We start from the raw sequence: 26,439 nt of genomic DNA, 5'->3' as shown, positions 1-26,439 counted from the left end.
CCCCCCCCCCCCCCCCCCCCCCCGGCTGGGCATTGGTGGCCATGGAGGCGATATTGATCGCGGACGCGGTCATGTTGTCGGGCAGACTTTGATCTGAGTGGAAGGCGCGTCCTGCGCCGGGCTCATTCGGACCCATCCTGAGCAACCCCTGGGCCAACTCGTCGGGGCATTGCTTTCATTGGGAAACTTTCCCCCAGGACCGCCTTCATGGCCGAGCTTCACGGAGGAAATTGCCGGGCCGTCCGCGCGTCGATGGGGCGTTACCTGCCGCCTTACCAAAACCCTAACCCTGGCCATGCAGACTGCGGCCTTGGCGTCGGTTCACGGACTGGCGCCGGACTTGCGCCTCCATCTTCGACCCCATCGGACCCCGAACGGGACCAATGTTGAAATTATTGAAGAATTTCCGGCCTGACGCACGCGCGTTCACCAATGCCCCGGCAGAATCCGCCGGGTCGTGCGTCAGCCTTTGCCGGGCGGAGCCTTAATCGATGTCGCTGACCGCCACACTCCGGACCGCGTCCTCGGGCCTCAACGCCGCGCAGGCGTCCCTGCGCGCGGTCTCGGACAATATCTCCAACGTCAACACGCCCGGCTACGTGCGCAAGGCGGTGAACCAGAGCTCTCTGGTGGTCGATGGCGCCGGCATGGGCGTCAAGATCGACGGCATCAAGCGGATCACCGACCAGTATCTGCAGATGGCCTCGTTGACCGCCTCGTCCGACGCCGAGCGCTGGGGCGCGGTCGCGGAATACCTGGACAACGCGCAGAGCCTGTTCGGCGACCCCAGCAAGGACGGCTTCTTCTTCAACCGCCTGGACAAGATATTCGGCGCCTTCGCGACCGCCGCCGACGATCCCTCGTCGACCCTTCTGCGCAGCCAGGCGCTTTCGAACATCGAAGACTTCCTGTCCGAGGCGGACCGGATCAACAGCCAGATCGTGGCGCTGGGCGACACGGTCGAGACGCAGATCACCGCCGGGGTGGATCGCGCGAACAGCCTGCTGGAGCAGATCAGCAAGCTGAACGCGGACATCACCCGCGCGAGCCTGCGCGGCGCCGACGCTTCGGGGTCGGAGAACATCCAGAGCCAGCTGCTCGACGAACTGGCCGGGCTGATGAACGTCCGCGTGGCTCCGCGCAACGGCGGCGGCGTGGATGTGCGCTCGCCCGAGGGCGTGCTGCTGGCCGGCGACGAGGCGTCGAAGCTTACCTACAACTCCACCGACAACACGCCCGGCTACATCACCGCTCTGCTGCCCGGCGGCGCTTCCGCGCCGGCGGTGAACATCACCAGCGGCGAACTGAAGGGCCTGCTCGAGCTGCGCGACATCGAGCTGCCCAAGCTCTACGATCAACTCGGTGAATTCGTGAGCAAGGCGGCGGACCAGCTCAACGCCGCCAACAACGATGCCGCCGCCTATCCGGCCCCTGCGCAGATGGTCGGCCGCGACACCGGCCTCGACCTCACCAGCGACATCAACGGGTTCACTGGAACCACCACGATCGCGATCGTGAACGCCCAGGGCGTGCTTCAGCGCAAGATCGACGTCGATTTCACTGCGGGCACAATGACGGTGAACGGCGCCGCGGGGCCGGCTTTCACGCCCGCGACCTTCCTCGCCAGCCTCAATACGGCGCTGGGCGCCTCGGGCAGCGCGACGTTCACCAATGGCGCACTCACCCTGAACGCCACGGGCGGCAACGGCCTGGCGATCGACGAAGGCACGTCGCAGCGGACGGGCCGGGGCTTCTCGCACTTCTTCGGCCTGAACGACCTGATCAAGACGTCGGGCCAGACGAACTACGCGACCGGCCTGACCGCGGCCAGCCCGCACGGCTTCACCCCGGGCGGCCAGATCAACCTGCAGATCTCCTATCCCGACGGCCGGCCGATCACGAGCGTCGCGGTCACCGTTCCGGCCGCGCCGAACATGAGCGACCTGCTCAACTCGCTGAACAGCAGCGCGACCGGCGTCGGCCTCTACGGCAGCTTCGGCCTCGACTCGAACGGGGTGCTCAGCTTCACCTCGTCGGCCGCCCTGGACACCAAGGTTTCGGTCATCACCGACAACACCCAGCGCGGCGCTGGCGGGCCTTCCATCAGCGGGCTGTTCGGCCTGGGCGTGCAGGAGCGCTCGACGCGCGCCAGCCGCTTCTCGCTTTCCACCATCTTCAACTCCGACCCGACCAAGATGCCCATGGGCAAGCTGGACACCACGGCCACCGTCGGCCAGGTCGCGGTGCGTCCGGGCGACGGCAAGGGCGCGCTGGACATCTCGGCGGCCGGCGAGGTGAACACGCTCTTCCAGGCCGCCGGCTCGCTCGGCCAGGTGACTATGACGCTCTCTCGTTACGCGTCGGAGTTCGGCGGCGCCATCGGCCGCGGCGCCTCTGCCGCCGAGACCCGCAAGGCGAGCGCCGAGGCAGTGTCCAGCGAAGCCAACAATCGCCGCCAGTCGGTCGAGGGCGTGAACCTCGACGAGGAACTGGTGAACCTCACCACCTATCAGCAGGCGTTCAACGCCTCTGCCCGCATGATCCAGGCTGTCGGCGAACTGTACGACACCCTGCTCGGCATCGTCTAAGGAAGCTCGCCATGGTCACCCGCGTCACGACGAACGGGAACTACGCCGCGGTTCTCGCCAACCTCCTGGTTGCGCAGAAGAACCAGATGGACGCCGGCAACAAGGTCGCGACCCAGAAGAACGGGTCGAACCTGAAGGACTATGCGAAGTCCTCGGAGATCCTGACGGCGATGAAGTCCGTGCAGACCCGCCTGGGCGTCTACGAGGACCAGAACAAGGTCCTGACCGACAAGCTGGACACCCAGAACACGGCGATCACCCGGGTCGCCGATGCGGCGCAGTCGGTGCGGCAGCTGTTCTCGGAGGCGCTGGCCTCGGGACGCGCCGATACGCTGATCGAGGACGTGGAGGGCCAGCTGCGCAACGCCGTCGAGGCGATGAACGCGCGCTACGGCGGCAAGTACCTGTTCGCCGGTGGCCAGGTGGACACCCGGCCGGTCACCGTGACCACCCTTTCCGACCTGACGGCGGGCCCGCCCATCTCCAGCTTCTTCCAGAACGACCAGTTCAAGGTCACGGCCAAGCTCGACGAGGCCACGACCGTGACCACGGGCATCCTGGCGGACGACATGGGCACCCAGCTCCTGCAGGCGTTCCAGTCATTTCAGCAGTTCAACCAGGGCGCCTCGGGTCCCTTCAACGGCCAGCTCACCCAGGCCCAGCAGACCTTCCTGGAGGGTGAGCTCGCCAGCTGGGACGCCGTGCGCCAGGACGTCACCCAGACCGCGGCCTACAACGGCGTCAACCAGAAGCGCCTGGAGACCATCGCCGACGACCTTAAGGGCCGGCAGAACTCGCTGGCCGGCATGATCGGCGACATCACCGACGCCGACATGGCCGAAGCGGCGGCCCAGCTGCAGCAGGCGCAGCTCTCGGTGCAGTCGGCGGCCTATGTCTTCCAGACCCTGCAGCAATCGTCGCTGATCAACCTGCTCAAGTAGGCTGCGGCTTCGCAGCCCTCCCCATGAGAGGGCGCAGGGACTATATGGGCCGCCATGAACGCCCCGGTCCTGGTTCCCGACCGCCTGAGCGACGGCCTGATCGAGGCCGCGCGCGACGCCGTGCGCCTTCCGGCCGGGACCCGGATCGTGGCCGCGATGTCGGGCGGTGTGGACTCCACCGTGACCGCCGCCCTGCTGGCCCGCGCCGGCTACGACGTGGTGGGCGTCACGCTGCAGCTCTACGACCACGGGGCGGCGATCCAGAAGAAGGGCGCCTGCTGCGCCGGCCAGGACATCCATGATGCGCGGACGGCGGCCGACGCCATCGGCATCCCGCACTACGTCCTGGACTACGAGAGCCGCTTCAAGCAGCAGGTCATCGAGGACTTCGCCGACAGCTACCTGCGCGGCGAGACGCCCATTCCCTGCATCCGATGCAATCAGACGGTGAAGTTCCGCGACCTGCTGGACGTGGCCCGCGACCTGGGCGCCGAGGCGATGGCGACCGGGCACTACGTGCGCCGCGAGGTGGGGCCGGCGGGACCCGAGCTGCACCGCGCGGCCGACCCGGCCCGGGACCAGTCCTATTTCCTGTTCGCCACCACGGCGGAGCAGCTCGCCTACCTGCGCTTCCCGCTGGGCGCGCTGCCGAAGCCGGCGGTCCGGGCGGCGGCGCTGGAGCTGGGGCTGGCGGTGGCCGACAAGCCGGACAGCCAGGACATCTGCTTCGTGCCGGAGGGCCGCTACACCACGGTGATCGACCGCCTGCGGCCGCACGGGGCAGAGCCGGGCGACATCGTGCACCAGGACGGCCGCGTGCTGGGCCGCCACGAGGGCGTGACCCGCTACACCATCGGCCAGCGCCGCGGGCTGAACGTGGCCGTGGGCGACCCGCTGTTCGTGGTCCGCATCGACGCCGACAAGCGCCAGGTGATCGTCGGGCCGCGCGAGGCGCTGCTGACGCGCGCGCTCAGCCTGAAGGAAACCAACTGGATCGGCGATGCGCCGTCGATCGAGGAGGCGATGAAGCGCCAGCGCCCGGTGCTGGCGCGCGTACGCTCGACCCGTGAACCCGTGCTGGGGCGCCTCGGGGTCGTGGGCGGCGCGCCCGGCGTGGTGTTCGACGCGCCCGAAGAGGGCGTCGCGCCCGGCCAGGCGTGCGTGCTGTACGCGCCCGAGGACGACACGCGCGTCCTGGGCGGCGGCTTCATCGCAGATACGGTCCGGAACCAATAGGCGCGCCTCCTCGTCGGGATCGCACCTTGGCAGGCGGGTACGTCAGATGCGGTCGCATGAGCGCCGCGCGTCGGTGACGCCGGGGAAGCTGGTTCTCAGCAGCCGGTGAAATTATATGGAGGCCATGAGCCAGACCTCCGATCCCGTCGTCATCGCCGCCTATGCCCGCACGCCCATGGGCGGCTTCCAGGGCGCCCTGTCCTCCGTCAAGGCCACCGAGCTCGGCGCGGCGGCGGTGAAGGCCGCGGTCGAGCGGGCGGGCGTCGCGCCCGACGCGGTGGAGCAGATCCTGATGGGCTGCGTCCTGCCCGCCGGTCTGGGCCAGGCGCCCGCGCGGCAGGCCGCGCTGGGTGCGGGCCTGCCCAAGTCGGTCCAGGCCACGACCGTCAACAAGATGTGCGGCTCGGGCATGCAGGCGGCGATCCTGGCGCACGACGCCCTGGCGGCCGGCTCGGTCGACGTGGTCGTCGCGGGCGGCATGGAGAGCATGACCGGCGCGCCCTACCTGATGACCAAGCACCGCGGCGGCGCCCGCATCGGCCACGACACGATGTACGACCACATGTACCTGGACGGCCTGGAGGACGCCTACGAGCCCGGCCGCCTGATGGGCAGCTTCGCCGAGGAGACCGCCAAGGCCTACCAGTTCACCCGCGAGGCGCAGGACGAGTACGCCATCGGCAGCCTGGCCAAGGCGCGGGCCGCCACCGAGAGCGGCGCCTTCGCCAAGGAGATCGTCCCGGTCACCGTCACCGACCGCAAGGGCTCCACGGTCGTCGACAAGGACGAGCAGCCGCTTAAGGCCGACCCGGCCAAGATCCCGACGCTCAAGCCCGCCTTCGCCAAGGACGGGACCATCACGGCGGCCAACGCCAGCTCGATCAGCGACGGCGCCGCGGCCCTGGTGATGACCCGCGAGAGCGTGGCCAGGCGCCTGGGCCTGAAGGTCGTCGCCCGGGTCGCCGGCCATGCGGCCCACGCCCACGAGCCCGGCCTGTTCACCACCGCCCCGGTCCCGGCGGTCCAGAAGGCGCTGGCGCGCGCCGGCTGGAGCGTGGACGACGTCGACCTCTTCGAGATCAACGAGGCCTTCGCCGTGGTCGCCATGATCGCCGAGCGCGACCTGGGCATCGACCGGGCCAAGCTCAACGTCAACGGCGGCGCCTGCGCCCTGGGCCACCCGATCGGGGCGTCCGGGGCGCGGATCCTGGCCACGCTCCTGTCCGCGCTGGAAGCGCGCGGCGGGAAGCGGGGCGTGGCCAGCCTCTGCATCGGCGGCGGCGAGGCCACCGCGATGGCGGTGGAGCTGGCCTAGAGCGTCTTCGCCAGCGCCTCGCACTGGTCGGCGCAGACGCCCCAGCCTTCGTGGAAGCCCATCTGCTCGTGCTGGGCCTTCTTCTCGGCCGAGGGGTGGCCGCAGCGGGCGAGGTAGAGGGTCTTGCCGTCGGGCTGGCGCTCGAAGGTGAGCACGCAGGTCATCATGCCGCCGCCCTCGGCCGGGACCCAGCCCTCGGTGAAGGCGTCGGTGAACACGATCTTCTCGTTGGGCACGACCTCGAGATAGACGCCCTTGTTCTCGAAGCGCTCGCCGTCGGGGCCGTACATGACGTTGTTGCTGGCGCCGCCGGCCTTCAGCTCCATCTTGGTCACCTCGGCCCGCCAGGGCTTGGGGCAGAACCATTCCGGATAGCGCTCGGGCGTGGTCCACACCTTGTAGAGCTGCTCGGGCGTCGCATCCATGATGCGGGCCAGGACAAGTTCGTTGTCGTGGTTCGGGGCGATGTCGATCTTGGTAGCCATCTCAACTCTCCTCTGTTGCCCATAAGGACGGGCCGCCCCGGCCCGCCCCGACAGGCCCGCGATCATTTTTTCGCGGTCATCGCCTCCATGTTGATCTTCACCCCGCCGGGCAGGGTGATGTCGCCGCCCTTCATGCCGGCGGGGCAGGCGCCGTCCCACTTGGCGGTCAGGGTCATCTCGCTGGTGGTGTTGGCCTGGGGCATGGACGAGCCCGTGGTCGTGCTGGTGGTCTTCACCGTATAGGCCGAGTTGAAGTCGCCGGTGACCGAGCCCTTGGACACCACGTGTCCCATGTTGCCCATGTCGCACTCGCTCTCGAAGGCATAGCCGCCGGGCGCGGTGCTGACCGCGTTCTTCGAGCACATGTCCTTGCCCACCGCCTGGCCCCAGACGCTCATCTTGGCGTCGGTGTCCTCGTCGATGCAGACCTGCATGGTCTGGGTGGCGCCGGCGGTGGTCATGGTGTGGGTCCACAGGCCGGGCTTGCGCTTCGGGAAGGTGGCCGGCCCCGCCGACGCCGAGGCGTTGGCCCCCGACGCGCTGGCCGAGGCCGAGGCTTCCGCCGCCGGCGCCTTGTCTTCCTTCTTCGAACAGGCCGCCAGGGCCACGGCGCCCAGCGCCAGAACCGCAAAGATACGCATCTTGATCTCTCCGAACACGTTCCCCAGGTGCAAACCCTAAGCGTTGTGGAAGGCGGTTCAATGCCCGAGCTCAGAGATACCGGCGAACGCTACGAGATGGACGAGGAGGGCCTGACCTCCTACGCCGACTACCGCCGGACCGGCGACCGGCTCTACATCGACTATGTGTTCAGCCCCGTGCCCTTGCGCGGGACCGGCGCGTCGGGGCGTTTGATGGCGGCGGTGGCCGCCGAGGCGCGGGCGCAGGACCTGAAGGTCACGCCGATCTGCGGCTACGCGGCCGCGTGGCTGCGGCGCAGCGCGGAGTACAAGGACCTGGTGGGGTAGGGCGCCATTCTCCTGCTCGTCACGGCCGGGCTCGACCCGGCCATCCAGCGGGCGGTTCCGAAGAGACCAAGCGCGCGCTGGATGGATCCCCGGGACAAGCCCGGGGATGACGAGCTGAAAATAGGGGGAGACGAGGGGCGTGCGGGGCGCTTCGCCCTTAGCCCGCGCCTTTCCAGGGCGGCTCGGCGTAGCCTTCGAGGACTTCGAGCCAGGGCTTGATGACGGCGGGGTCGACGGGAGGCAGGTCGCGCCAGCGGGGGACGTTGTCGGGGTTGAGCCCGAAGTCCTCGCAGACCTGGGCGACCTGATCGTCGAGGTCGCGGGTGACGAAGTCGTCGTCGCAGCGGGCGTCGGCCAGCCAGTGCTCGAGCTGACGGTAGAACTCGCCCTCGAGCTCGCGCTCGGATTCCAGTTCGCTCTTCTCGAAGCCCTCGGTCCAGATCAGCCGGCGCACGGCGGTGCGCAGCTCGTCCGCGCGGGCGTCGGCGGCGGCGATGTCGCGGGGGAACTGGCGGCGGGGCGGCGGGTCTTCGTGCGGGGGATGGAGGACGGCCTCGCGCCGGGCCTCGTGGGCGGCTTCGCGCGCCTCGCGGGCGGCCAGGCGCTCCAGCCGCTCGTGCAGGGCCAGGGACTGGCGCACCGAGCGGGACATCCGCTGGTAGGTGCGGCCCTTCTCGGCCTCCTCGGGGGTGTCGATGGCGGCCATGTAGCTGGCGTGCGCGGCCTTGGCCGCGCTGAGATCGAGCTCGGCCAGCTCGCCCAGCATCTGCTGGCGCCGTTCGGAGATGTGCGCGGCCTGCGACATGAACATATAAAGAACATGGCGCGTGGCGCGGCGTCAAAGTTGTTCGTGTTTTTCTTTCGCGCCTCAGTGCTCCGAGCCGCGCTCGGGGCGGTCGTCGGGGTCGTCGTCGCCTTCGACCATGTCGGTGAGGAGGTCGAGTTCGTAGCGGAGGCGGGCCCAGGTGCGAGCCTCGGCGGGGGTGGTCCCGGCATCGGGCGCGCCGGCCATGGCGAAGACCGTGCGTAGCTCGCCCAGGAGATGGCGGTCCTTGACGGCCAGGAGGCCGATCAGGGCTTTCAACAGCTTGTCGTTCGCCGCCACCGTGGCGGCGAGGTCCGTTTCCGGCGGCATGGCGCGTCCCTCGCGTTCGCGGCGAGAACGGCGTTTGGCCGCCGGCTGTTCCAAAATGACGTCGACTTCCCGACAAAAAGGCGCCGGGGCGTGTGGCGGCTCGACCCAGGGTGGGCGGCCGAACAGGGTTTAGGCCCAACAGGGTTTAGGAAGGGGGTTAACCCGCGAGGTTGTCCGGGAACGTCCCTCGGCCGGCGGGGATCAGGCGCCCGCCGATGGCCGGATCACGGACAGACCTCAAGAGAAGGCCTTGCACGGCGCGTCCCCGCGCGCCGCCCAGCCGGCGCCTCAGGTGCGCGCGGCGATGGCTTCCAGGGTCTGGACGCGGCTGTCGAGGTCCTCGACGAGCTGGCGGGCGACCTCGCGGATGCCGGGCGCATAGGCGTCGCCGCCCTCGGCGATCTCGGCGGCGAGCTGCTCCAGCTCGACCATGGCCGTCGAGAGCGAGCGGATGTGGTCCTTGGCGAGCTGGCGGGCCTCGGCCTGCAGCCGGCGCACGCGCTCGGACACGGTTTCAGTCTTCGGAACGACGACCTTCAGATCGTTGTCGGCGACGACAGAGAGAGACGGTGACATCCTTATGTACCTCAATTGATGATCCCCAAGGTCACTTACGGTCCACGCCCCTCCGTAGGACGCGAAACGACCGACCTTGCTTCTCGAACCTACGTCCAGAGACAGCACAGGTTCCCTGTCACCAGCATGAACGGGGCCAGTTAACTCTGCCGTGGGGCGAGGTGGGGATTCGAGGTCACGGTTGTTAGTTAACCGTTGGTATGGGGTGGGGGGCGATAGGCACACCTCGCCTAGATTGTCTGGCAGATTTGCGGCTAGGTTCCGAGGCTAGCTGCCTACTCCGCCCCCTCCGCCAGCGAGATCTTCGCGCCGGGTTCCTCCACCAGGCGGTAGGTCTGGCCCACCTTCAGCGGGCCGAACTTGAGGCCGATGCCGCGGTCGCAGACCAGGAGGAGTTCGCGCCTGGGGTCGAAGGCTTCCGACCAGGTCTTGCCGGGGCGGATGGCGAGCTTGCTGCGGGCGCGGCCGTCGACCAGCAGGGTGCAGTAGGCGACGCGCTGGGCCTGGGTGTTGGTGACGGCGACGACGGGCTTGTCTCCGGCCGTGGCGGCCTGGGAGGCCACGGGGGCCGCGGCGGCGGCGAGCGCCAGGAGCGCGGCGAGCCGGCGGATGGTCTGGCGCATGGACGGGTTCCCCTCTGGCCTGAGGCGCGAGCGTCGGCGTGGGCGGCGGCGACTGTCAAGGCGAACGGCGGCCGGGTTGCGACGAACGGTCGGGGTGCGGTTGCGTCGTGGGGCGTCACAGCCTGGTGTTGACCGTTGCGCGCCCGGCTGGTCCTGTGCCGGGCTGTGCAGTGGGGGCGTGGTGTATGACGGCGGGCGTGGCGGACGGGGAGACGCGGGGGATCGATCCCAGGGCGCGGATCGGGACGATGACCCAGTTGCGTGGCGCGGTGGCGCGCGCACGGGCGGCGGGTTGGCGGTTGCTGGTGGTGTGGCTGGGCCTGGCGGCGTCCGGGCAGGCGGTGCAGCAGGTCTTCGCGCTCTCGGGCGTCGATGCGGCTGCGCCGAAGATCACCGCGGCCTATCTGGCCTATGCGGTGGTGGCCTCGGCGGTGTCGGGCCTGGGGGCGGCCTGGGCCATGCGGCTGATGAGCGAGCCGTCGCGATGGCTGCGGTTCGACCGGCCGCTGCTGGAGGGCGCCGGGATCACGGCGGGCATGGTGCTCTGCCTGATGGCGCTGAGCCTGGTGAACCTCCTGGCGGTGCGGCCGGGCGTGGCGCCGGTGACCATGATGGCGGTCGGGTTGGGCGTCGTGCTGCTCGCCCTCGCGTTCTTCTATATCGGCATGCGGCTGACACTGTGGCCGATGGCCCGTGTGGCGGGCCGGGCCGACATCACGCCGGCGCGGTCGTGGCGCATGATGCGGCGCGCGACGCGCGGCATGGTGCTGGGCTACGCCGTGCTGCTGATCCCGCTGGTGGCCGTGCTGGTCCCGATGATGATGGGGGCCGCGGCGGCCGGGGTGGCGCCGAGCAAGGGGACCCTGCTGGCGTCCCAGGCGGTCAGCGGGCTCTTCACCGTGCTGGCCTATGGGCTGGTGGCGACGGTCTACACGCTGCGGGTGGAGCGCCCGGCGACGGTGGCGGAGGTGTTCGACTAGGCGCGCTTCGCGCGGAACCACGAAAGACACGAAAGACACGAAAGGGTTCTCGTCCGGGACGCTGTGCGGCGGCGGGATCGGGGCAGGGGCGCCGCTGCGCGGCCTTTTCGTGTGTTTCGTGTTTTTCGTGGTTCCAGATTGGGCGGAAGCCCCCTCCACCACTTCGTGGTCCCCCTCCCCCTCCGGTCGCGAGGCGACCGGCCCCCCTCGCTTCGCGATCCACCCCCCAGCGGGGGTGGAATGGGGGAGGAATGGGGTTAGCGCTTCGCGCGGCCTTTCTTGCGGAACTCCTCGGCCTTTTCCTGGCGGACTTCGGCCTTGAGGCGTTTGACGGCGCCCTTGTCGGCGGTTTCGCCGTCGCGGGTCAGCATCTCGTTGGCGAATTCGAGGTCCATCATCTTCAGGCGCTTGATCTCGTCGCGCAGGCGCGCGGCGGTCTCGAACTCCAGGTTGGCGGCGGCCTCGCGCATGCGGGCCTCCAGGTCCTTGAGGGTGGCCTTGAAGTTGTCGCCAAAGAACGGCTTGTCGCCTTCCGCGACACCGGCCGGGACGGTGACGTGGTCCTTCTCGTAGTGGCTGGCGAGGATGTCCTTGATCTGGCTCTTCACGCTCTCGGGCGTGATGCCGTGTTCGAGGTTGTACTGCTCCTGCTTCTCCCGCCGGCGCTTGGTCTCGGCCATGGCGCGTTCCATGGAGCCGGTGACGCTGTCGGCGTAGAGGATGACGCGGCCGTCCACGTTCCGGGCGGCGCGGCCGATGGTCTGGATCAGCGAGGTCTCCGAGCGGAGGAAGCCTTCCTTGTCGGCGTCGAGGATCGCGACCAGGCCGCACTCGGGGATGTCCAGGCCCTCGCGCAGCAGGTTGATGCCCACCAGGATGTCGAAGGCGCCGAGGCGGAGATCGCGGATGATCTCGATCCGCTCCAGGGTGTCGACGTCGGAGTGCATGTAGCGGACGCGCAGGCCCTGCTCGTGCATGTACTCGGTGAGGTCCTCGGCCATCTTCTTGGTGAGGACGGTGACGAGGGAGCGGTAGCCCTTGGCGGCCGTGTCGCGCACCTCGGCGATGACGTCGTCGACCTGGCTAAAACCATCTTTGCTGACGGGGCGGACGGTGACCGGCGGGTCGATCAGGCCGGTGGGGCGGATCACCTGCTCGGCGAAGACGCCGCCCGAGCGCTCCATCTCCCACGGGCCGGGGGTGGCCGAGACGAAGACGCTGTCCGGCCGCATGGCGTCCCACTCCTCGAACTTGAGGGGGCGGTTGTCGATGCAGGAGGGCAGGCGGAAGCCGTATTCCGCGAGGGTGAACTTGCGGCGGTAGTCGCCGCGGTACATGCCGCCGATCTGGGGCACGGTCTGGTGGCTTTCGTCCACGAACAGCAGGGCGTTGTCGGGGATGTATTCGAAGAAGGTCGGCGGCGGCTCGCCCGGCCGGCGGCCGGTGAGGTAGCGGCTGTAGTTCTCGATGCCGGCGCAGGAGCCGGTGGCCTCGATCATCTCGATGTCGAAGGTGGTGCGCTGCTCCAGCCGCTGGGCCTCCAGCAGCTTGCCGTTGGCGACCAGCCAGTCGAGGCGTTCCTTCAGCTCGACCTTGATCTGGTTGATGGCCTGGCGGAGCGTCGGGCGCGGCGTGACGTAGTGGCTGTTGGCGTAGATCTTCACGCCCTGCAGGTCGTTGGTCTTCTTGCCGGTGAGCGGGTCGAACTCGGTGATGCTCTCGATCTCGTCGCCGAACAGGGAGATGCGCCAGGCGCGGTCCTCGTAGTGGGCGGGGAAGATCTCCAGGGTGTCGCCGCGGCGGCGGAACGTGCCGCGCTCGAAGGCTTGGTCGTTGCGCTTGTATTGCAGGGCCACCAGGTCGCCCATCAGCTTCTTCTCGTCGATCCGGTCGCCCGGCTGCAGGGAGAAGGTCATGGCCGAGTAGGTCTCGACCGAGCCGATGCCGTAGATGCAGGAGACCGAGGCCACGACGATGACGTCGTCGCGCTCCAGGATCGCGCGGGTGGCCGAGTGGCGCATCCGGTCGATCTGCTCGTTAATCGAGCTGTCCTTCTCGATGTAGGTGTCGGTGCGGGGGACGTAGGCCTCGGGCTGATAGTAGTCGTAGTAGCTGACGAAGAACTCGACCGCGTTCTCGGGGAAGAAGCTCTTGAACTCGCTGTAGAGCTGGGCGGCGAGGGTCTTGTTCGGCGCGAGGATCAGGGCGGGACGCTGGGTCTCCTCGATGATCTTGGCCATGGTGAAGGTCTTGCCCGAGCCGGTGACGCCCAGCAGGACCTGGTCGCGCTCCTGGCCGTGGACGCCCTGGACCAGCTCGCGGATGGCGGTCGGCTGGTCGCCGGCCGGCTGGTAGGCGGAGGCCAGCTTGAACTTGATGCCGCCCTCGCTCTTGTCCGGCCGCACGGGGCGGTGCGGCTTCCAGAGCATGGGCATGGTGTTTTCGTCGTAGTCGAAGACGGCCGACATGTCGGCGACGCCGGACGGCGCGGAGGGGGCTGGCATGGCGTCCAAGGTAGGCGCTCCGGGGCAGGTTCGCCACATCCTGCGCACGGGCCTGCTGACAGCAGAGTGTCAGCATGAACGGCGGCGGCGTCAGGCCGCGCGGTCGTAGACGTCGAAGGCCCGGCCGTCGGCGGGCGTCCCGGCGTGGCGCTGGGCCCCGGCGAAGAAGTATCCGACCTCCACGTCCAGGGCGCAGGCCAGCTTCCAGAGCATCGCCACCCCGATGCGGTTGCTGGCGCACTCGTACTTCTGGATCTGCTGGAAGCGCACGCCGACCGCCTCGCCGAGCTGTTGCTGGGTGAGCCCGAGCATGCGCCGGCGGCGGCGCAGCTGGCGGCCCACCAGGATGTCCACGTCGTCGCTCATGATGCTTACGCCCTGCCAGTCCAACTACCGGGACATGTACTCCCAGCAACCGGAAGGCGTGACCGAGCTTGTCCCGAGCAAAGCCGATTTCTTGCCGAGCCGGGGCGGCTGACAGGCGGGCGGTGGCATGGGAGAGTGCCGGCCCATGAGCGCGCCCGTGCAGAGCCTTCCCGCCTGGATGTACACCGACCAGGCCTTCTTCGAGCGCGAGAAGGAGACGATCTTCCGCACCGCGTGGCAGGTGGTGTGCCACCTGAACGACATCCCGGAGGCCGGCGACTACCAGGCGTTCGACTTCCTGGGCGAGAAGGTGCTGACCGTGCGCGGCGACGACGGGCAGGTGCGCAGCTTCCACAACGCCTGCCGGCACCGGGCCTCGCGGTTGGCGGACGGCAACCAGGGCAACTGCGGCCACCGGATCGTCTGCCCCTATCACGCCTGGAGCTACGGGCTGGACGGGCGGCTGGCGAATGTCCCCAAGTGGCAGGGGTTCGAGGGGCTGGACCCGGCGGAGCATGGCCTGAAGCCCATCGAGCAGGAGATCTTCCTGGGCTTCGTCTTCGTACGGTTCGCGCCGGGGCTGCCCAGCGTGGCTGAGATGATGGCGCCCTATGCCGAGGAGCTGGCGCCGCACTGCCCGCCGGACCTGATCCCGCAGGGTCGGGTGACGCTGCGGCCCCGGCCGGTGAACTGGAAGAACATCTCGGACAACTACTCCGACAGCCTGCACATCCCGGTGGCGCATCCGGGGCTCACCCGGCTGTTCGGGGCCAGCTACGGCATCGAGGCGGCGCCCTGGGTCGACAAGATGTGGGGCGACGTGCAGGAGACGCCGTCCAGCAACTGGGTGGAGCGCAACTACCAGGCCCTGCTGCCGGCCTTCGACCACCTGGACGGCCGCGAGGCGCGGCGGTGGAACTATTACAAGCTCTGGCCGAACGTGGCGTTCGACGTCTACCCGGACCAGATCGACTTCATGCAGTTCATCCCGATCTCGGCGACCGAGACCCTGATCCGGGAGATCGCCTATGTGCGGCCCGACGCGCGGCGCGAGGCGAGGGCGGCGCGCTACCTGAACTGGCGCATCAACCGGCAGGTCAACGCCGAGGACACGGTGCTGATCAAGCGCGTGCAGGACGGCATGGCGAGCTCCGGCTACGACACCGGCCCGCTGGGGCCGTCCGAGGTGTGCCTGCGCAGCTTCGCCGAGAAGCTGACGGCGATGACCGGGGTGACGGCGGAGGCGGCGGAGTAGCTACCGCCGCGCGTTGAGCCAGTCGCGGACGGTGGTGTTCACCAGCTTCTCGGCGTCGTGCTGGACGAAGTGGCCGGCGGTGGGGGCCATGACGATGGTGGTGTCGGCGTCGACGTAGTTCCAGGTCCCCGAATGGCCGGCGGCGTTGAGGGCGGTGTCCTTCATGCCGTGGATGACCAGGACGGGGACCTTCACGCGCTGGTTCGGCGGGTTCATGGCGGCGGGTGGCTGGGTCGCCTCGCCGGTCCCGCGCGGGTAGTTGGCGCGGTAATAGTTCATCATGGCGGCGAAGTCGGAGCGCTTCATGGCCTCGACCTGCTCGGCCTTGGCCTTGGGGTCCTTGACCCAGGTGGCGAGGCCCTCGGCCGTGAGGGCCTTCTCCGAGCCCTCCTGCTGGAAGACGCGGGCGTAGTTGGAGCCCTCCTGCTGGGCCTTGTTGGTGGCGAGCTCGCGGGCCATGCCGGCCGGGTGCGGCACGCTCATGATCACCAGCTTGTTGACCAGGTCGGGCCGGGCGAACGTGGTCTGCCAGGCGATGGCGGCGCCCCAATCGTGGCCGATGACGATGGCGTCCTTCTGGCCCTCGGCGGCGATCACCGCGGCCACGTCGCCGATCAGGTTGGGCATGGCGTAGGCCGCGACGCCCTGCGGCTTGTCCGAGAGGTTGTAGCCGCGCAGGTCGAGCGCGGCGGTGCGGTAGCCGGCCTTGTTCAGCTCGGCCATCAGCGGCTTCCAGGTGCCCCAGTAGTCAGGGAAGCCGTGGATCATGACGACCAGCGGTCCCTTGCCGTCGACCACGTAGTGGATCTTCACCTCGCCGTTGGCGGCGGTCTTGTCCTGGGGGGCGGCGTCGGCGGCGGTCGCGAGGCTGAGAGCCGCCAGCAGGGCGGCGAGGCTGCGGATCATCGGACGTCTCCCCTTATGATTTACGGCGTAGACTAGCGGCGGCGGGGCGCCAAGGACAGGCCCGATCAGCGGGCCTCGAGGATCGCCACGATCTCCATGTTCCCGGCCCGGCGGGCGCGTTCCAGGGGGGTGACGCGATCGGCGCCCACATGCTCGCGCCGGGCGCCCCTGGCCAGCAGGGCGCGGACCACCTCGGCGCGCCGGTCCTGGGGCAACTCGCACCAGATGGGTGCGCGGTCCGCGGCGAAATCCAGGGCCGTGTAGCCGCCCGCGTTGGGCGTGTTGGGATTGGCGCCGGCGTCGAGTAGGATCTGCACGAGATCGAGGGCGCCGGCTTCCGCGGCCTGCATCAGCGGCGTCATGTTGCGGGTGGCGATCTTGACCGGGTTGTCGAGGCCGACCTTGCGCGCGGCGAGCAGGCGGACGACTTCGACCCCCTCGGCGCGCTTCGCCGGGTCGGGACGGTCGCCGCGGCCGAGGATCGCGGCGCCGTTGATGGCGAAGAAGGCGGCGTTCAGCGCATTGCCGCCGTTTGCGCCGCGGGCCGCGGGGTCCGCGCCGTGGGCCAGCAGGACGCGCACGGCCTGCGCCTTGCCCATCAGCGCCGCCAGGCCGAGCAGCGAGCCCTGGTCGGTGGTCCCGTTCGGGTCGGAGCCGGCGCGGATCGCGGCCTCCATGGCCGCGGGGTTGTTCTGGGCGACGGCGATCTGCAGCGCCTCGGTCGTCTGGGCCGCCGCGGACGAGGTCAGGGCCAAGGCGACGATGATGGCGGCGAACGGTCGGGACATCAGGCGATCCGGCGGGTGCTCCAAGGTGAAGCTGCAATAGTCCCGTTCGGCGGCAGGACAAACGCTCACGATCCCGCGTCGCCCGACCTGGCGCGCGCCGCGCGGCGCCGGTGAGTTCCGCCCGCCACCTGTGCGCCGCACAGTATATATGGACACTGTGTGTCACACAGTGTATGCCGCACAGCAGAATGCCGAACGACGCCGACATCTTCGAGACCCTGCGGCTGGAGCTGCGGCGCGGGTCGCTGATTATGGCCGTGCTGGGACAGCTTCGCGCGGAGCACTACGGCTACACGCTGCGCAAGGCGCTGGCCGAGGCAGGCGTGGAGATCGACGAAGGCGCGCTCTATCCGATGCTTCGCCGGCTCGAGGACCAGGGCCTCTTGGCCAGCGAATGGCGGGTTGAGGAGCGGCGGAACAAGCGGTTCTACCGCCTGTCGGCCGATGGGGAGGCCGTGCTGGGCCGCCTCGTCGAGGAATGGACCAGGCTGAACGCCTCGGTCGACGCGATCCTGAGGGGCACACCGAAATGACCCACGACCTCATCGACCGCTACCTGGCGGCCGTGGCGCGCGAGCTGCCGGCCCGCAAGCGGACCGACATCGCCGCCGAACTCCGCGACGAGATCATGTCGGGGGTGGAGGCTCGGGAGGAGGGCCTGGGCCGGCCGCTCACCCAGTCCGAGGTGGAAGCGCTGCTGGTCGATTTCGGCAATCCGCTGCTCGTCGCCGGGCGGTACCGCCGCGTGCAGCACCTGATCGGTCCGACGCTCTATCCGGTCTGGTGGGCCGCGCTGCGGGCCAGCCTGGTCGTGATCGCAGTCGTGTACGGCGCCCTGATCCTGATCGGGCTGATGGGCGGGCGGTTGTCGGTGGACGGCGTGATGTCGCCGCTTTCGGCGGCCGTGTTCATGACCGGAGCCGTCACGGTGGTGTTCGCCGCGATCGAGCGGTTCGGCGACCCCAGGAAGATCGTGCGGTGGAAGCCGGCCAGACTGCCGCCGGCCCGGGAAAGGGGCCGCTCGCGTTTCGACCTGACGACCGAATTGGTGTTCGGGGTGGCCTTCCTGCTGTGGTGGATCGGCGTGCTGCGGTTTCCCGCGGCGCCGTTCGAGAACCAGCCGGAGTTGGGCCCGGTCTGGGGCCGCTGGCACTGGTGGATCGTGGGCTATTCCGTGGTGGAGATCGCCTCCAACCTCGTGGCCCTGGCGCGACCGGACCGGGTGCAACTGGTCCGCTGGCTGGTGATCTGGCGGAGCCTGCTCGGCGCCGGGATCCTGCTGGGCGTGATCCAGTCGAGCAGGTTCATCGTCGTCACCGGCCCTTCAGGCAAGGCGCAGGCGATGTTCGACGGCGGCGTGAAAATCGTGCTGGGCGTCCTTATCCTCGGGTTCGCCGCGCGGGCGGCCACCGAAGCCTGGCGCCTGTATCGCGACGAAGCGGGCGTCCGCGCGCCGGCCTAGAAGCCGTGCACGGCGCTCGCCGCCATCAGCAGTACGCCCACCAGGGCGACCACAGCCAGTAGAAGATTGCGCATCCTGCGCCCCTCCCGTCGTCCACGAGATGGGTACGCAGCAAACCCGGCGCCAGATGCGTCGATCGCGGGGATATGTCTACTTGTCGACGCCCTTGCTGATCGCCGCGCCGGCGGCTCCGCCGGCCGCGGCGCCCACCGGGCCGCCCACCACAGCGCCGGCGATGGCTCCGGTCGAGGCGCGCTGTTCGACGTTGTGCCCACAGGCGCCGAGCGCAAGGGCGGCGGCGGCCGAGACCAGGATGAGCGAGATGCGCATGGAACCCTCCGTTTTGCCCGCTTGAGAACAGCCCAGCTAGGCTTCGGTTCCGCGCAAGCTCGCGTGAGAGGCGAGCAAGGTAAACGAACGCGGTTGAAGAAGATTTCTTCGTTACTTTCAGACTAGATGCAGAGACGCGGGAACCAGGCGGAAATGCACTGTGTTGTCAGTCTTCTGCGACGGCGAACTACGTTGGCTGAGGGCTCCGCTCCGCCGCGCCGTTAATGCTGCGGCGCAAAAAACTCTTGCCAGCAGCGCTTCCGGCATTCATACACCCTTCACCATTTGCCGTCGCCTCGCCCAACACGGATCTCGGGCCAGGCCAGCCGGCGGACGCTACCAGCACGAGCAGGGGCGACCGCGGCGTCAATGAGTTTGGGGGCAAGTCCGCCCTCGCCGCTGAGGACCGTTCCGTTTTGCAGTTTGACACGAAGGTGCTCGCCGCTTGGCGTGCGCCGTTCAGCGCCGCTTTGGCGGGCGCAGGCGTTGGCCTGGGCCTGGGCGCTCTCTTCCTTGTGGCCGGCATGTCCGGCCAGGCCGCCGACCACACCCGCGCCCTGCGCATGACCGAGGCCGCGGCCGACGGCTATGCCGGCTCGCACCTCGAAGCCACGGGCCAGGGCCTGCGCTTCGGCCTTGAACGATACGCAGCGGGCGTCTCGCCGGATGCGCAGACCATCGCGTCACGCTTCGCGAACGACCGAGGAGCGGCGAAGGCCAAGAAGCGCGCCGACCTCGAATGCCTGACCGAAGCCGTCTACTACGAGGCGCGCGGTGAGAGCGCCCGCGGGCAAGCCGCGGTGGCTCAGGTGGTGATGAACCGGGTGAAGCATCCGGCCTTCCCGAAGAGCGTCTGCGCGGTGGTCTTCCAAGGCGCCGGCCGTTCGGGCTGCCAGTTCAGCTTCGCCTGCGACGGGTCGATGAAGAAGCGTCGGGAGGCCCTGGCCTGGGACCGCGCCCGCGCCGTCGCCACCCGCGCCCTGTCGGGCGCCCTCCGCGCCGAGATCGGTTCGGCGACCCATTTCCACACCAACGCCGTGTCGCCCGCCTGGGCGCCGCAAATGCTGCGGGTGGCCAATGTGGGCACGCACGTATTCTATCGCTTCTCGCCCTATCGCCTGCGCGCGGCGCCGGCCGCTCCGGCGGCGGTGGATCATGCGGTGCTGACCTCGGGCGAAGTCGCCCAGGTCCCGGAACTGCGGCTGATGCCGGCGCTGGTGGAAAAGGCCGTGGCCGACTCGCTGCAGCCGGTCTCGGCCACCTCCGTCTCGACGGCCCCGGTTTCGACGACTCCGGTCTCGGCGCCGAAGCCCGCTCAGCCGCCCGCCGCAAAGCCGGCCGAGGCCGCCGCGCTCACCACGCCTCAACCTGCTTCTGCAGCTGCTTCCTGACGAGCTCGGGGAGCCAGCGGCTTAGCAGCCCGACCTGCCGCGCCTGGCCGCCGACGAGGTGGTGCAGCCGTGGCTTGCCGTGGACCGCCGCCCAGATGGCCTCGGAGACCTCTTCGACCGGGTAAACCGGCACCTTCTGGTGGCGCAGCGAGACCCGCAGGTCTTCGTTGCCGGAGAACCGCGCCTTGTCCAACAGGGGCGTGTCGATGAACCAGGGCATGATGCAGCGCACCCCGACGCGCACGCGGGCGAACTCGGCCTCGAGCGCCTCTGAGAGTCCGCGCACGGCGAATTTCGTGGCCGCGTAGACGCTCATCCGCGGCGGGGCGACCACGCCCGCGACCGAGGCCACATTGACGACCAGCGCGCCCGGCGTGGCGGCCAGCAGGTCGAAGGCGGCCTGGCAGCCGTTGATGACGCCCTTGAGGTTGACGTCCACCTGCAGATCCACCTCCTCGGCCGTCTGGGCCTCGAGGTAGCCGCCCTTGGCGACGCCGGCGTTGTTGAGCAGGACGTCGAGGCGGCCGCCCGTGACCTTGGCGAAGGCGGCCAGTTCAGCCTTCCAGGCGCTGCGGTGGCGCACGTCCAGTCGATGGGTCGAGCCGTTCAGGGGGCCGATGGCTTCCAGGGCGGCGGCGAGGCCTTTCTGGTCGATGTCGGCCAATCCCACGAACCAGCCCCCACGGGCGAACCGTTGGGCCGTCGCGAGGCCGATGCCGCTGGCCGCGCCGGTGATGAGGATGGCCCGCCGCCCGCCGGCCTGCGCCTTGCCCATCGCCGCCATCATGAAACCCCTCTTATGCTGTGGAGCTTAAACTGCTTCGGACGCACAGAGGGAATACGGATGACGGTCGATGCCCGCGAGCAACTGGCCAAGGATCTGCTGGGGTGCGCCTACGAGGCGCTAACCCCCGTCCAACGCAGCGTCATAGACCTGATCGCCACCGAGGCGCCGACTGGTCTGGATCCGGAGCTGAAGCACGACGAGCGGAGCTCCAGTGAGCGGCTGGCTGACCGCGTGGCGGCGATCGGCGGCTCCTGGGCCTTCATCATCGCCTTCGCGGTGGCCCTGTTCGTGTGGATGGGCTGGAACGTCGCGACCAAGGGGTTCGGCCTGGCCTTCGATCCCTATCCCTTCATCTTCCTGAACCTGATGCTGTCCACGCTGGCCGCGATCCAGGCGCCAATCATCATGATGAGCCAGAACCGCGCCGCGGCGCGCGACCGGGCCTCTGCCGAGCACGACTACATCGTCAACCTGCGGGCGGAGCTCGAGATCATGCACCTGCACGACAAGGTCGACGCCATGCGCCACCGCGAATTGCTGGGGATCATCAAGCGGCAGAACGAAAGCCTGCGGATCCTGCGGGGGCAGGCGGCCAGCAAGTAGCCTTCGCCGCCCCGGAGGCTGCGGCAACCCGCGCGTGTAACCACTTATTTTACGGATATCCGGTTCTCTGTCGGGCTCGCGTGGGATCGTGCGGGCTGGGTGGGGATGGGCCTGAAACAATTGTGGAAATCCGTCGCCGGCGCCGCCGTGCTGGCGCTGGCGTCCGCGATGCCCGCGCCGGCCGCCGAGCACTGGCGCGACCTCGCCACCCGCGTCATCGCCCCCATCGCCCAGGACGACCAACTCCCCAACTCCGCGATCCCGATGGCCCTGGCGACGGATGGCCGCGGCTTCCTGTGGCTCGGCACGCAGAACGGCCTGGCGCGCTGGGACGGCGCGCGGTTCCGCACCTTCACCGCCGAGGGGGGCGGCGCGGGGCGGCTGCCCGACAGCCAGGTCCAGGTGCTGCACACCGACGCCGCCGGCCGGCTGTGGGTCGGCACAACCTCGGGCGGGCTGGCGCTGCACGATCCGCGTACCGACAGCTTCACCACGTTCGAGTCCAAGGTCGGCGGGCTGAGCCACGTGAGTATCGCCGCCCTGGCCGACGCTGGCGGCGGGCGGCTCTGGGTGGGGACGGAGGCCGGCCTCGACCTGCTGGACCGGGCGACCGGCGCCGTGAAGCGGATGAACGCGCGGACGGCGGGCGCCGAGGCCCTGGCGGGCGGCGTGACGGCGCTGGAGCGCGGCCGCGCGAACGACCTGTGGATCGGCACGCCCGGCGGGCTGCTCCGCCGGGCCGCCGACGGCACGCTCTCGAAGGTGCGCCTGGGGGAGGGGGAGCAGCCCCCGGTGACCACGCTGAAGCTGGCCTCGGACGGGCGGCTGTGGATCGGCGCCGACGGACGCGGGGCCTTCGTGCTCGACCCCGCGACCGGCGGCGTGACTTCGATCGCCGCGACGCGGGCCGGCGACCGCCCCCTGCGGGTCGCGGGCTTCGTCGAAGTCTCGCCGGACGAGATGTGGGTGGGCGCCTATGACGGCGGACTGATCGCGGTGGATCCGGGGACGCTGATCGGGCGGCGGCTGCCGGTGGGCAACGGCAGCCTGCTCTACGCCGACGATAATATCCGCGCCCTGTACCGCGACCCGAACGGCCTGATCTTCATCGCGACCAACAACGCCCTGACCCGGCACGATCCGCGACGGCCGGCCTTCGCCACGCTGTTCGGCGGCCGGGCCTCGGGTTCGGCGCTGTCGGAGAAGAACCCGGTCGCCCTCTACGCCGCGCCCGACGGGCGGGTCTGGGCGGGATTCATCAGCCAGGGCGTCGACCTGATCGATCCCGCGCGGGGCACGATCACCCATGTGGCGCCCCAACCCCACGGCGGCCTGCCGAAGGCCTCGATCCGATCACTCGCGTCAGCGCCGGGCGGCGACGTGTTCCTGGCGGCGGACCAGGGCCTGTTCCGCGCCGACGCCACCGCGCGCCGCGTACGCCGTCTGGAGATGCCCGGCCGCAAGCCCAACGCCCGCGTGCAGACCCTGGCGCGCGGCGGCGCGCTGCTGTGGATCGGCGGCCTGGACGGCGTCTGGAGCTACCGCGTCGGAACGGGCGACGCCCTCGCGCCGCACGACATCGTGCCGGTGGACCGGCTGAGCGACCGCCGCGTCAGCGCCGTCGCGCCTGACCGCGACGGACGGGTGTGGATCGGCACCTACAACGGCCTCAACCTCTACGATCCGGCCACCGGGATGGTGGAGCGGTTCGAGCGCAGCGAGGTGCATCCGGGCCGGCCCGAGGGCTACATCGCCAGCCTGCTGGTCGACAGCGCGGGGCGGCTCTGGGTGTCGACGTTCGGCCACGGGGTTTCCGTGAGCCTGCCTGCTGGGCCCGGCAAGCCGCGACGGTTCCGGCAGATCGGGGTCGCGCAGGGCCTGCCCAACACCAATGTGAACCGCGCCGTCGAGGATCGCGAGGGTCAGATCTGGGTCAGCACCGACAGCGGGCTGGCCCGGATAGATCCCGCGACGATGAAGGTCCGTGCGTTCCGCGCAGCGGAGGGGGTGACCATCTCCACCTTCTGGAGCGACGCGGGGGCGATCACCGCCGACGGCACGATCCTGTTCGGCGGCCGCGGAGGCCTGACCGTGGTGCGGCCCGATCGCCTGCGTCCGGTGGCCTCGCGGGCCCGCCTGGAGGTCACCGACGTCCGGATCGGCGGCCAAAGGGTCGGCGGCAACCCGTTCCTGGCGCTGGGCCATGACCAGCCGCTACAGATCCCCGCGGGGGCGCAGGGCTTCGAAGTGGGCTTCGCGGCCCTGGACTACACGGCCCCGGAGCGCCTCCGATACGCCTACCGGATGGCGGGCGACCCGAACTGGACCGAGACCGACTTCGGCCGCCGCGCCGCGGCCTTCACCAACCTGCCGCCCGGCCGCTACGTGCTGGAAGTTCGCGCCTCGGACCTGTCGGGCCAGTGGACGTCGGAGGTCCTGCGCCTGCCCATCCGCGTGCTGCCGGCCTGGCACCAGACGATCTGGACCAAGCTGGCGGCGCTCCTCGCCATCGTGGGGCTGGTGGCCTTCGTGATCTGGCGCCGCACCGCCTATCTGCAGAAGCAGCGGGTCGAACTGGAACGCCAGGTGGCGGAGCGGACCGAGGCGCTTCAGGCGCAGACGCGCGCGCTGGAGGACCAGGCCACCGAGCTGTCCGAGGCGCGGGCGCGGGCCGAAGCGCTGGCTCTGACGAAGTCAGAGTTCCTGGCCAACATGAGCCACGAGATCCGGACGCCCATGAACGGCGTGCTGGGGATGAACGCGCTGCTGCTGCGAACCAGCCTGACGCCCGAGCAGCAGACCTTCGCCCGGTCGGTGAAGCTGTCGGCCGAGAACCTGCTCGTCATCCTGAACGACATCCTGGACGTCTCGAAGATGGACGCCGGCAAGGTCGAGCTGGAAACGGTGGACGTCGACGTCGAGACCCTAGTCGAGGACGCCGTCGAGCTGATGGCGCCGCGGGCCCTCGAGAACGGCGTGGAGCTAGTCTGCCGGGTCGATCCCACGGCGCAGACGGTGGTGCGCGGCGACTCGGTGCGTCTGCGCCAGGTGGTGCTGAACCTGCTGTCCAATGCGCTGAAGTTCACCGAGCAAGGCCACATCCTTGTGGCGGTCTCCGCCGCGCCCGAGACGGGACGTCTCCGCTTCGAGGTGTCCGACACCGGCGTGGGCGTCTCCGACGAGGCCAAGACGCGGCTGTTCCAGAAATTCCAGCAGGCCGACAACTCGATCACCCGCCGCTATGGCGGCACGGGCCTGGGTCTCTCGATCTGCCGCCAGCTCGTGGAACTGATGGGCGGCGAGATCGGTGTGGCCGACCGCCCGGGCGGCGGGGCGGTCTTCTGGTTCGAGGTTCCGCTGCCGCCGGCCAGCGCCCACCCCCACGCGCCGGCGGCGCGGCTCGGCGGCCGGCGCGTGCTGGTGGCCCGTACTCTGGCCGAGGCGCGGATCGCGACCCGCGATGCGCTGGAGCGCGAGGGCGCCGAGGTGACCGACGCCGAGGACCTCGACGCGGCCTGCGCGCGGCTGGCGGACCCGGCGATCGGCTTCGATCTCGTGGTGGCCGACGCGAACCTGGCGGGCAACGACACCCAGGGGCTGGTGGAGGTTCTGCGCGTGCGCTCGGCGAAGCCGGGCGTGAAGGTGGTGCTGATCATCGGCCTGGATGACGCCTCGGAGAGCCGAAACATCGAGACCCTGGACGCCGACTCGGCACTGGCGCGTCCGGTGCGCCGTCGCGTGCTGGTGGAGGCGCTGGAGACGCTGCTGGTCGCCGGCGCGGCCGAACCGGCGCCCGAGGCCGAGCCCGAGGCCGCCGAGCCCGAGGCCGTGGTTTCGTCCGGCCGGGTGCTGCTGGCCGAGGACAATCCTGTGAACACCATGGTCGCGGTGACGGTGCTCCAGGCCATGGGCTGCGACGTGGACACGGTCACCAATGGCGCGGACGCCGTCGAGGCCGCCGTGCGCGGCGGCTACGACCTGGTGCTGATGGACGTGCACATGCCGCAGATGGACGGGCTGCAGGCCACGCGGCGGATCCGGGCGGCGGGGGCCCGCGTGCCCATCGTGGCCATGACCGCCGACGCCACGGCCGAGGACCAGAGCACCTGCCTGGCGGCGGGCATGGACGACTTCATCTCGAAGCCGATCAACATCGACCACTTCGCGGGCGTGGTGGCCGGGTGGATCGCCAACGGCCCGGCGATCCCGGACGACGACGCGGCCGCCGAGGCCGTCTAGGCGCGCGCCGCCCGCCGCAGGGCCTGGGGCGGCTGGCCGAACGCGCGGAGAAAGGCGCGGCGCATCCGCTCGGGATCGCCGAAGCCGGCGGCCTCGGCCACCCGGTCGATGGGGGCGTGACTGGTCTCGACAGCGGTGCGGGCGGCCTCCAGGCGCAGGCGTTCTACGGCCTTGGCGGGCGTCGTCCCGGTCTCGGCGGCGAAGGCGCGGGCGAAGTTGCGGGGACTCATGGCGGCCTCGGTGGCCAGCCGTTCGACGGGCAGGGGTTCGGCGAGGTGGGTCCGCATCCAGTCCATGAGCTCGGCGAAGCGGCCCGAACGACCCCCCAGCTCCACTAGGGCGGAGAACTGGCTCTGCCCGCCGGGGCGGCGCTGGTGGACGACGAGCTGCTGAGCCACGCGGCGGGCCACCTCGGCGCCCAGGTCGTCCTCGACGAGGGCGAGAGACAGGTCGATGCCGGCGGTGATCCCGGCCGAGGTCCAGACGTCGCCATCGCGGATGAAGATGCGGTCGGCGTCGAGCCGCGCCTTCGGATATCGCCGGGCGAAGTCGTCGGTGCGGCTCCAGTGGGTGGTGCAGCGGCGGCCGTCCAGCAGGCCCGCTTCGGCGAGGACATAGGCGCCCGAACAGACGCTGGTGCGGCGGCGGGCGGCGACCCGCTTGAGCCAGGCCACGATCCGGCCCAGCTCCTTCAGCGACCGCGTGCCGTCCCCGCCCGAGATGATGACCGTGTCGAAGGGGCCGTCGCCCAGCGGCTCGGCGGCAAAGCGGACGCCGGACGAACTGGCGACCTGGCCCACGGCGTCGCCTTCGGCGAGCGGCGCCATGACGGTCAGGGCGTAGCTGCCCGGCCGGTAGCGCTCGGCGATTTCGAAGGCGGCGATCGGCCCCGCGGCGTCCAGGAGCTGGAAGCCGGGGAAGATCACCATGGCGATGGATCGGGTCATGGCAGGAAATGCCG

Annotated in this window: 25 protein-coding genes; 12 read left to right on the top strand and 13 right to left on the bottom strand. The window is 69.9% G+C overall.

The features are described from left to right. Window positions 1–491: 491 nt before the first annotated feature. The 4 genes from flgK (at window position 492) to ACODSY_RS11290 (ending at window position 6,080) form a co-directional block, all read left to right on the top strand. Window positions 492–2,588, top strand: a complete 2,097-nt coding sequence (gene flgK, locus ACODSY_RS11305; RefSeq protein WP_488951848.1) for a flagellar hook-associated protein FlgK — start codon at window positions 492–494, stop codon at window positions 2,586–2,588. Between the two features lie 11 nt (window positions 2,589–2,599). Further along, the gene (locus ACODSY_RS11300; RefSeq protein ID WP_488951847.1) at window positions 2,600–3,529 is read left to right on the top strand and encodes a flagellin; all 930 of its coding nucleotides are present in this window, start codon (window positions 2,600–2,602) and stop codon (window positions 3,527–3,529) included. A 54-nt stretch (window positions 3,530–3,583) separates the two neighbouring features. Then, window positions 3,584–4,765, top strand: coding sequence for a tRNA 2-thiouridine(34) synthase MnmA (gene mnmA, locus ACODSY_RS11295; protein WP_488951846.1), 1,182 nt, complete (start codon window positions 3,584–3,586; stop codon window positions 4,763–4,765). A 124-nt stretch (window positions 4,766–4,889) separates the two neighbouring features. Next, window positions 4,890–6,080, top strand: a complete 1,191-nt coding sequence (locus ACODSY_RS11290; RefSeq protein WP_488951845.1) for an acetyl-CoA C-acyltransferase — start codon at window positions 4,890–4,892, stop codon at window positions 6,078–6,080. Here the strand turns inward: ACODSY_RS11290 and ACODSY_RS11285 are convergent. Together ACODSY_RS11285 and ACODSY_RS11280 are read right to left on the bottom strand one after the other, a co-directional pair. Then, a complete protein-coding gene (locus ACODSY_RS11285; protein WP_488951844.1) occupies window positions 6,077–6,565 on the bottom strand; it encodes an SRPBCC family protein in 489 nt (162 codons plus the stop codon). The genes ACODSY_RS11290 and ACODSY_RS11285 overlap by 4 nt on opposite strands. A 62-nt stretch (window positions 6,566–6,627) precedes the next feature. Beyond that, window positions 6,628–7,206, bottom strand: coding sequence for a DUF3617 domain-containing protein (locus ACODSY_RS11280; RefSeq protein WP_488951843.1), 579 nt, complete (start codon window positions 7,204–7,206; stop codon window positions 6,628–6,630). 60 nt (window positions 7,207–7,266) lie between these two features. Here ACODSY_RS11280 and ACODSY_RS11275 point away from each other — a divergent pair, with 60 nt between their 5' ends. Continuing rightward, a complete protein-coding gene (locus tag ACODSY_RS11275) occupies window positions 7,267–7,533 on the top strand; it encodes a GNAT family N-acetyltransferase (RefSeq protein WP_488951842.1) in 267 nt (88 codons plus the stop codon). 157 nt (window positions 7,534–7,690) lie between these two features. Here ACODSY_RS11275 and ACODSY_RS11270 read toward each other — a convergent pair whose 3' ends face one another. From ACODSY_RS11270 to ACODSY_RS11255, 4 genes are all read right to left on the bottom strand, one after another. Further along, window positions 7,691–8,338, bottom strand: a complete 648-nt coding sequence (locus tag ACODSY_RS11270) for a hypothetical protein (protein ID WP_488951841.1) — start codon at window positions 8,336–8,338, stop codon at window positions 7,691–7,693. Between the two features lie 63 nt (window positions 8,339–8,401). Further along, window positions 8,402–8,668 (bottom strand): hypothetical protein, encoded by a 267-nt coding sequence (locus tag ACODSY_RS11265; RefSeq protein WP_488951840.1) that lies wholly within the window; start codon window positions 8,666–8,668, stop codon window positions 8,402–8,404. A gap of 288 nt (window positions 8,669–8,956) precedes the next feature. Then, window positions 8,957–9,244, bottom strand: a complete 288-nt coding sequence (locus tag ACODSY_RS11260) for a hypothetical protein (RefSeq protein WP_488951839.1) — start codon at window positions 9,242–9,244, stop codon at window positions 8,957–8,959. 275 nt (window positions 9,245–9,519) lie between these two features. Beyond that, window positions 9,520–9,867 carry a hypothetical protein gene (locus ACODSY_RS11255; protein ID WP_488951838.1) on the bottom strand — a complete coding sequence of 116 codons (348 nt, stop codon included), beginning with the start codon at window positions 9,865–9,867 and terminating at the stop codon, window positions 9,520–9,522. Between the two features lie 248 nt (window positions 9,868–10,115). Between ACODSY_RS11255 and ACODSY_RS11250 the strand changes: the two genes are divergently transcribed. Then, the gene (locus tag ACODSY_RS11250; RefSeq protein ID WP_488951837.1) at window positions 10,116–10,847 is read left to right on the top strand and encodes a hypothetical protein; all 732 of its coding nucleotides are present in this window, start codon (window positions 10,116–10,118) and stop codon (window positions 10,845–10,847) included. A 257-nt stretch (window positions 10,848–11,104) separates the two neighbouring features. Here the strand turns inward: ACODSY_RS11250 and uvrB are convergent, their stop codons facing one another. Beyond that, a complete protein-coding gene (gene uvrB, locus ACODSY_RS11245) occupies window positions 11,105–13,351 on the bottom strand; it encodes an excinuclease ABC subunit UvrB (protein WP_488951836.1) in 2,247 nt (748 codons plus the stop codon). A 90-nt stretch (window positions 13,352–13,441) separates the two neighbouring features. Beyond that, a complete protein-coding gene (locus ACODSY_RS11240) occupies window positions 13,442–13,717 on the bottom strand; it encodes a helix-turn-helix domain-containing protein (RefSeq protein ID WP_488951835.1) in 276 nt (91 codons plus the stop codon). 145 nt (window positions 13,718–13,862) lie between these two features. Here ACODSY_RS11240 and ACODSY_RS11235 point away from each other — a divergent pair, with 145 nt between their 5' ends. Continuing rightward, entirely contained in the window at window positions 13,863–14,972 is a 1,110-nt protein-coding gene (locus ACODSY_RS11235; protein ID WP_488951834.1) for an aromatic ring-hydroxylating oxygenase subunit alpha, read from the top strand. Here ACODSY_RS11235 and ACODSY_RS11230 read toward each other — a convergent pair whose 3' ends face one another. Next, window positions 14,973–15,878: an alpha/beta fold hydrolase gene (locus ACODSY_RS11230; RefSeq protein WP_488951833.1), complete on the bottom strand. Its 906-nt coding sequence runs from the start codon at window positions 15,876–15,878 to the stop codon at window positions 14,973–14,975. It lies immediately after the preceding gene. Between the two features lie 65 nt (window positions 15,879–15,943). Further along, a complete protein-coding gene (locus ACODSY_RS11225) occupies window positions 15,944–16,666 on the bottom strand; it encodes an ankyrin repeat domain-containing protein (protein ID WP_488951832.1) in 723 nt (240 codons plus the stop codon). A 188-nt stretch (window positions 16,667–16,854) separates the two neighbouring features. Between ACODSY_RS11225 and ACODSY_RS11220 the strand changes: the two genes are divergently transcribed. After that, window positions 16,855–17,199: a PadR family transcriptional regulator gene (locus ACODSY_RS11220; RefSeq protein WP_488951831.1), complete on the top strand. Its 345-nt coding sequence runs from the start codon at window positions 16,855–16,857 to the stop codon at window positions 17,197–17,199. Beyond that, window positions 17,196–18,128: a hypothetical protein gene (locus ACODSY_RS11215; protein WP_488951830.1), complete on the top strand. Its 933-nt coding sequence runs from the start codon at window positions 17,196–17,198 to the stop codon at window positions 18,126–18,128. The genes ACODSY_RS11220 and ACODSY_RS11215 overlap by 4 nt, the downstream gene beginning before the upstream one ends. Before the next feature lie 150 nt (window positions 18,129–18,278). Here ACODSY_RS11215 and ACODSY_RS11210 read toward each other — a convergent pair whose 3' ends face one another. Then, complete coding sequence (locus tag ACODSY_RS11210) at window positions 18,279–18,458, bottom strand: YMGG-like glycine zipper-containing protein (RefSeq protein WP_488951829.1); 180 nt, start codon at window positions 18,456–18,458, stop codon at window positions 18,279–18,281. A gap of 416 nt (window positions 18,459–18,874) precedes the next feature. Here ACODSY_RS11210 and ACODSY_RS11205 point away from each other — a divergent pair, with 416 nt between their 5' ends. After that, on the top strand, window positions 18,875–19,849 hold the full coding sequence (locus ACODSY_RS11205; protein WP_488951828.1) for a cell wall hydrolase: 975 nt from the start codon (window positions 18,875–18,877) through the stop codon (window positions 19,847–19,849). Here ACODSY_RS11205 and ACODSY_RS11200 read toward each other — a convergent pair. Beyond that, a complete protein-coding gene (locus ACODSY_RS11200) occupies window positions 19,812–20,636 on the bottom strand; it encodes an SDR family oxidoreductase (protein ID WP_488951827.1) in 825 nt (274 codons plus the stop codon). The genes ACODSY_RS11205 and ACODSY_RS11200 overlap by 38 nt on opposite strands. A gap of 57 nt (window positions 20,637–20,693) precedes the next feature. Here ACODSY_RS11200 and ACODSY_RS11195 point away from each other — a divergent pair, with 57 nt between their 5' ends. Then, window positions 20,694–21,239, top strand: coding sequence for a DUF1003 domain-containing protein (locus ACODSY_RS11195; protein WP_488951826.1), 546 nt, complete (start codon window positions 20,694–20,696; stop codon window positions 21,237–21,239). Between the two features lie 105 nt (window positions 21,240–21,344). Beyond that, window positions 21,345–25,478 (top strand): hybrid sensor histidine kinase/response regulator, encoded by a 4,134-nt coding sequence (locus ACODSY_RS11190; protein WP_488951825.1) that lies wholly within the window; start codon window positions 21,345–21,347, stop codon window positions 25,476–25,478. Here the strand turns inward: ACODSY_RS11190 and ACODSY_RS11185 are convergent. Beyond that, window positions 25,475–26,425, bottom strand: coding sequence for a GlxA family transcriptional regulator (locus tag ACODSY_RS11185; protein ID WP_488951824.1), 951 nt, complete (start codon window positions 26,423–26,425; stop codon window positions 25,475–25,477). The two genes, ACODSY_RS11190 and ACODSY_RS11185, sit on opposite strands and share 4 nt — an antisense overlap. Window positions 26,426–26,439 lie beyond the last annotated feature (14 nt).

The sequence above is a fragment of the Phenylobacterium sp. FG114 genome (assembly GCF_057809855.1).
Note: the sequence above shows the minus strand (reverse complement) of the source record. Positions and strands in the feature narration are given on the sequence as shown.

Bases quoted from the DNA above. Each gene is read 5' to 3' on its own strand.
- flgK (WP_488951848.1), top strand. From the start codon at position 492: ATGTCGCTGACCGCCACACTCCGGACCGCGTCCTCGGGCCTCAACGCC.
- ACODSY_RS11300 (WP_488951847.1), top strand. From the start codon at position 2,600: ATGGTCACCCGCGTCACGACGAACGGGAACTACGCCGCGGTTCTCGCC.
- mnmA (WP_488951846.1), top strand. From the start codon at position 3,584: ATGAACGCCCCGGTCCTGGTTCCCGACCGCCTGAGCGACGGCCTGATC.
- ACODSY_RS11290 (WP_488951845.1), top strand. From the start codon at position 4,890: ATGAGCCAGACCTCCGATCCCGTCGTCATCGCCGCCTATGCCCGCACG.
- ACODSY_RS11285 (WP_488951844.1), bottom strand. From the start codon at position 6,565: ATGGCTACCAAGATCGACATCGCCCCGAACCACGACAACGAACTTGTC.
- ACODSY_RS11280 (WP_488951843.1), bottom strand. From the start codon at position 7,206: ATGCGTATCTTTGCGGTTCTGGCGCTGGGCGCCGTGGCCCTGGCGGCC.
- ACODSY_RS11275 (WP_488951842.1), top strand. From the start codon at position 7,267: ATGCCCGAGCTCAGAGATACCGGCGAACGCTACGAGATGGACGAGGAG.
- ACODSY_RS11270 (WP_488951841.1), bottom strand. From the start codon at position 8,338: ATGTCGCAGGCCGCGCACATCTCCGAACGGCGCCAGCAGATGCTGGGC.
- ACODSY_RS11265 (WP_488951840.1), bottom strand. From the start codon at position 8,668: ATGCCGCCGGAAACGGACCTCGCCGCCACGGTGGCGGCGAACGACAAG.
- ACODSY_RS11260 (WP_488951839.1), bottom strand. From the start codon at position 9,244: ATGTCACCGTCTCTCTCTGTCGTCGCCGACAACGATCTGAAGGTCGTC.
- ACODSY_RS11255 (WP_488951838.1), bottom strand. From the start codon at position 9,867: ATGCGCCAGACCATCCGCCGGCTCGCCGCGCTCCTGGCGCTCGCCGCC.
- ACODSY_RS11250 (WP_488951837.1), top strand. From the start codon at position 10,116: ATGACCCAGTTGCGTGGCGCGGTGGCGCGCGCACGGGCGGCGGGTTGG.
- uvrB (WP_488951836.1), bottom strand. From the start codon at position 13,351: ATGCCAGCCCCCTCCGCGCCGTCCGGCGTCGCCGACATGTCGGCCGTC.
- ACODSY_RS11240 (WP_488951835.1), bottom strand. From the start codon at position 13,717: ATGAGCGACGACGTGGACATCCTGGTGGGCCGCCAGCTGCGCCGCCGC.
- ACODSY_RS11235 (WP_488951834.1), top strand. From the start codon at position 13,863: ATGAGCGCGCCCGTGCAGAGCCTTCCCGCCTGGATGTACACCGACCAG.
- ACODSY_RS11230 (WP_488951833.1), bottom strand. From the start codon at position 15,878: ATGATCCGCAGCCTCGCCGCCCTGCTGGCGGCTCTCAGCCTCGCGACC.
- ACODSY_RS11225 (WP_488951832.1), bottom strand. From the start codon at position 16,666: ATGTCCCGACCGTTCGCCGCCATCATCGTCGCCTTGGCCCTGACCTCG.
- ACODSY_RS11220 (WP_488951831.1), top strand. From the start codon at position 16,855: ATGCCGAACGACGCCGACATCTTCGAGACCCTGCGGCTGGAGCTGCGG.
- ACODSY_RS11215 (WP_488951830.1), top strand. From the start codon at position 17,196: ATGACCCACGACCTCATCGACCGCTACCTGGCGGCCGTGGCGCGCGAG.
- ACODSY_RS11210 (WP_488951829.1), bottom strand. From the start codon at position 18,458: ATGCGCATCTCGCTCATCCTGGTCTCGGCCGCCGCCGCCCTTGCGCTC.
- ACODSY_RS11200 (WP_488951827.1), bottom strand. From the start codon at position 20,636: ATGATGGCGGCGATGGGCAAGGCGCAGGCCGGCGGGCGGCGGGCCATC.
- ACODSY_RS11195 (WP_488951826.1), top strand. From the start codon at position 20,694: ATGACGGTCGATGCCCGCGAGCAACTGGCCAAGGATCTGCTGGGGTGC.
- ACODSY_RS11190 (WP_488951825.1), top strand. From the start codon at position 21,345: ATGGGCCTGAAACAATTGTGGAAATCCGTCGCCGGCGCCGCCGTGCTG.
- ACODSY_RS11185 (WP_488951824.1), bottom strand. From the start codon at position 26,425: ATGACCCGATCCATCGCCATGGTGATCTTCCCCGGCTTCCAGCTCCTG.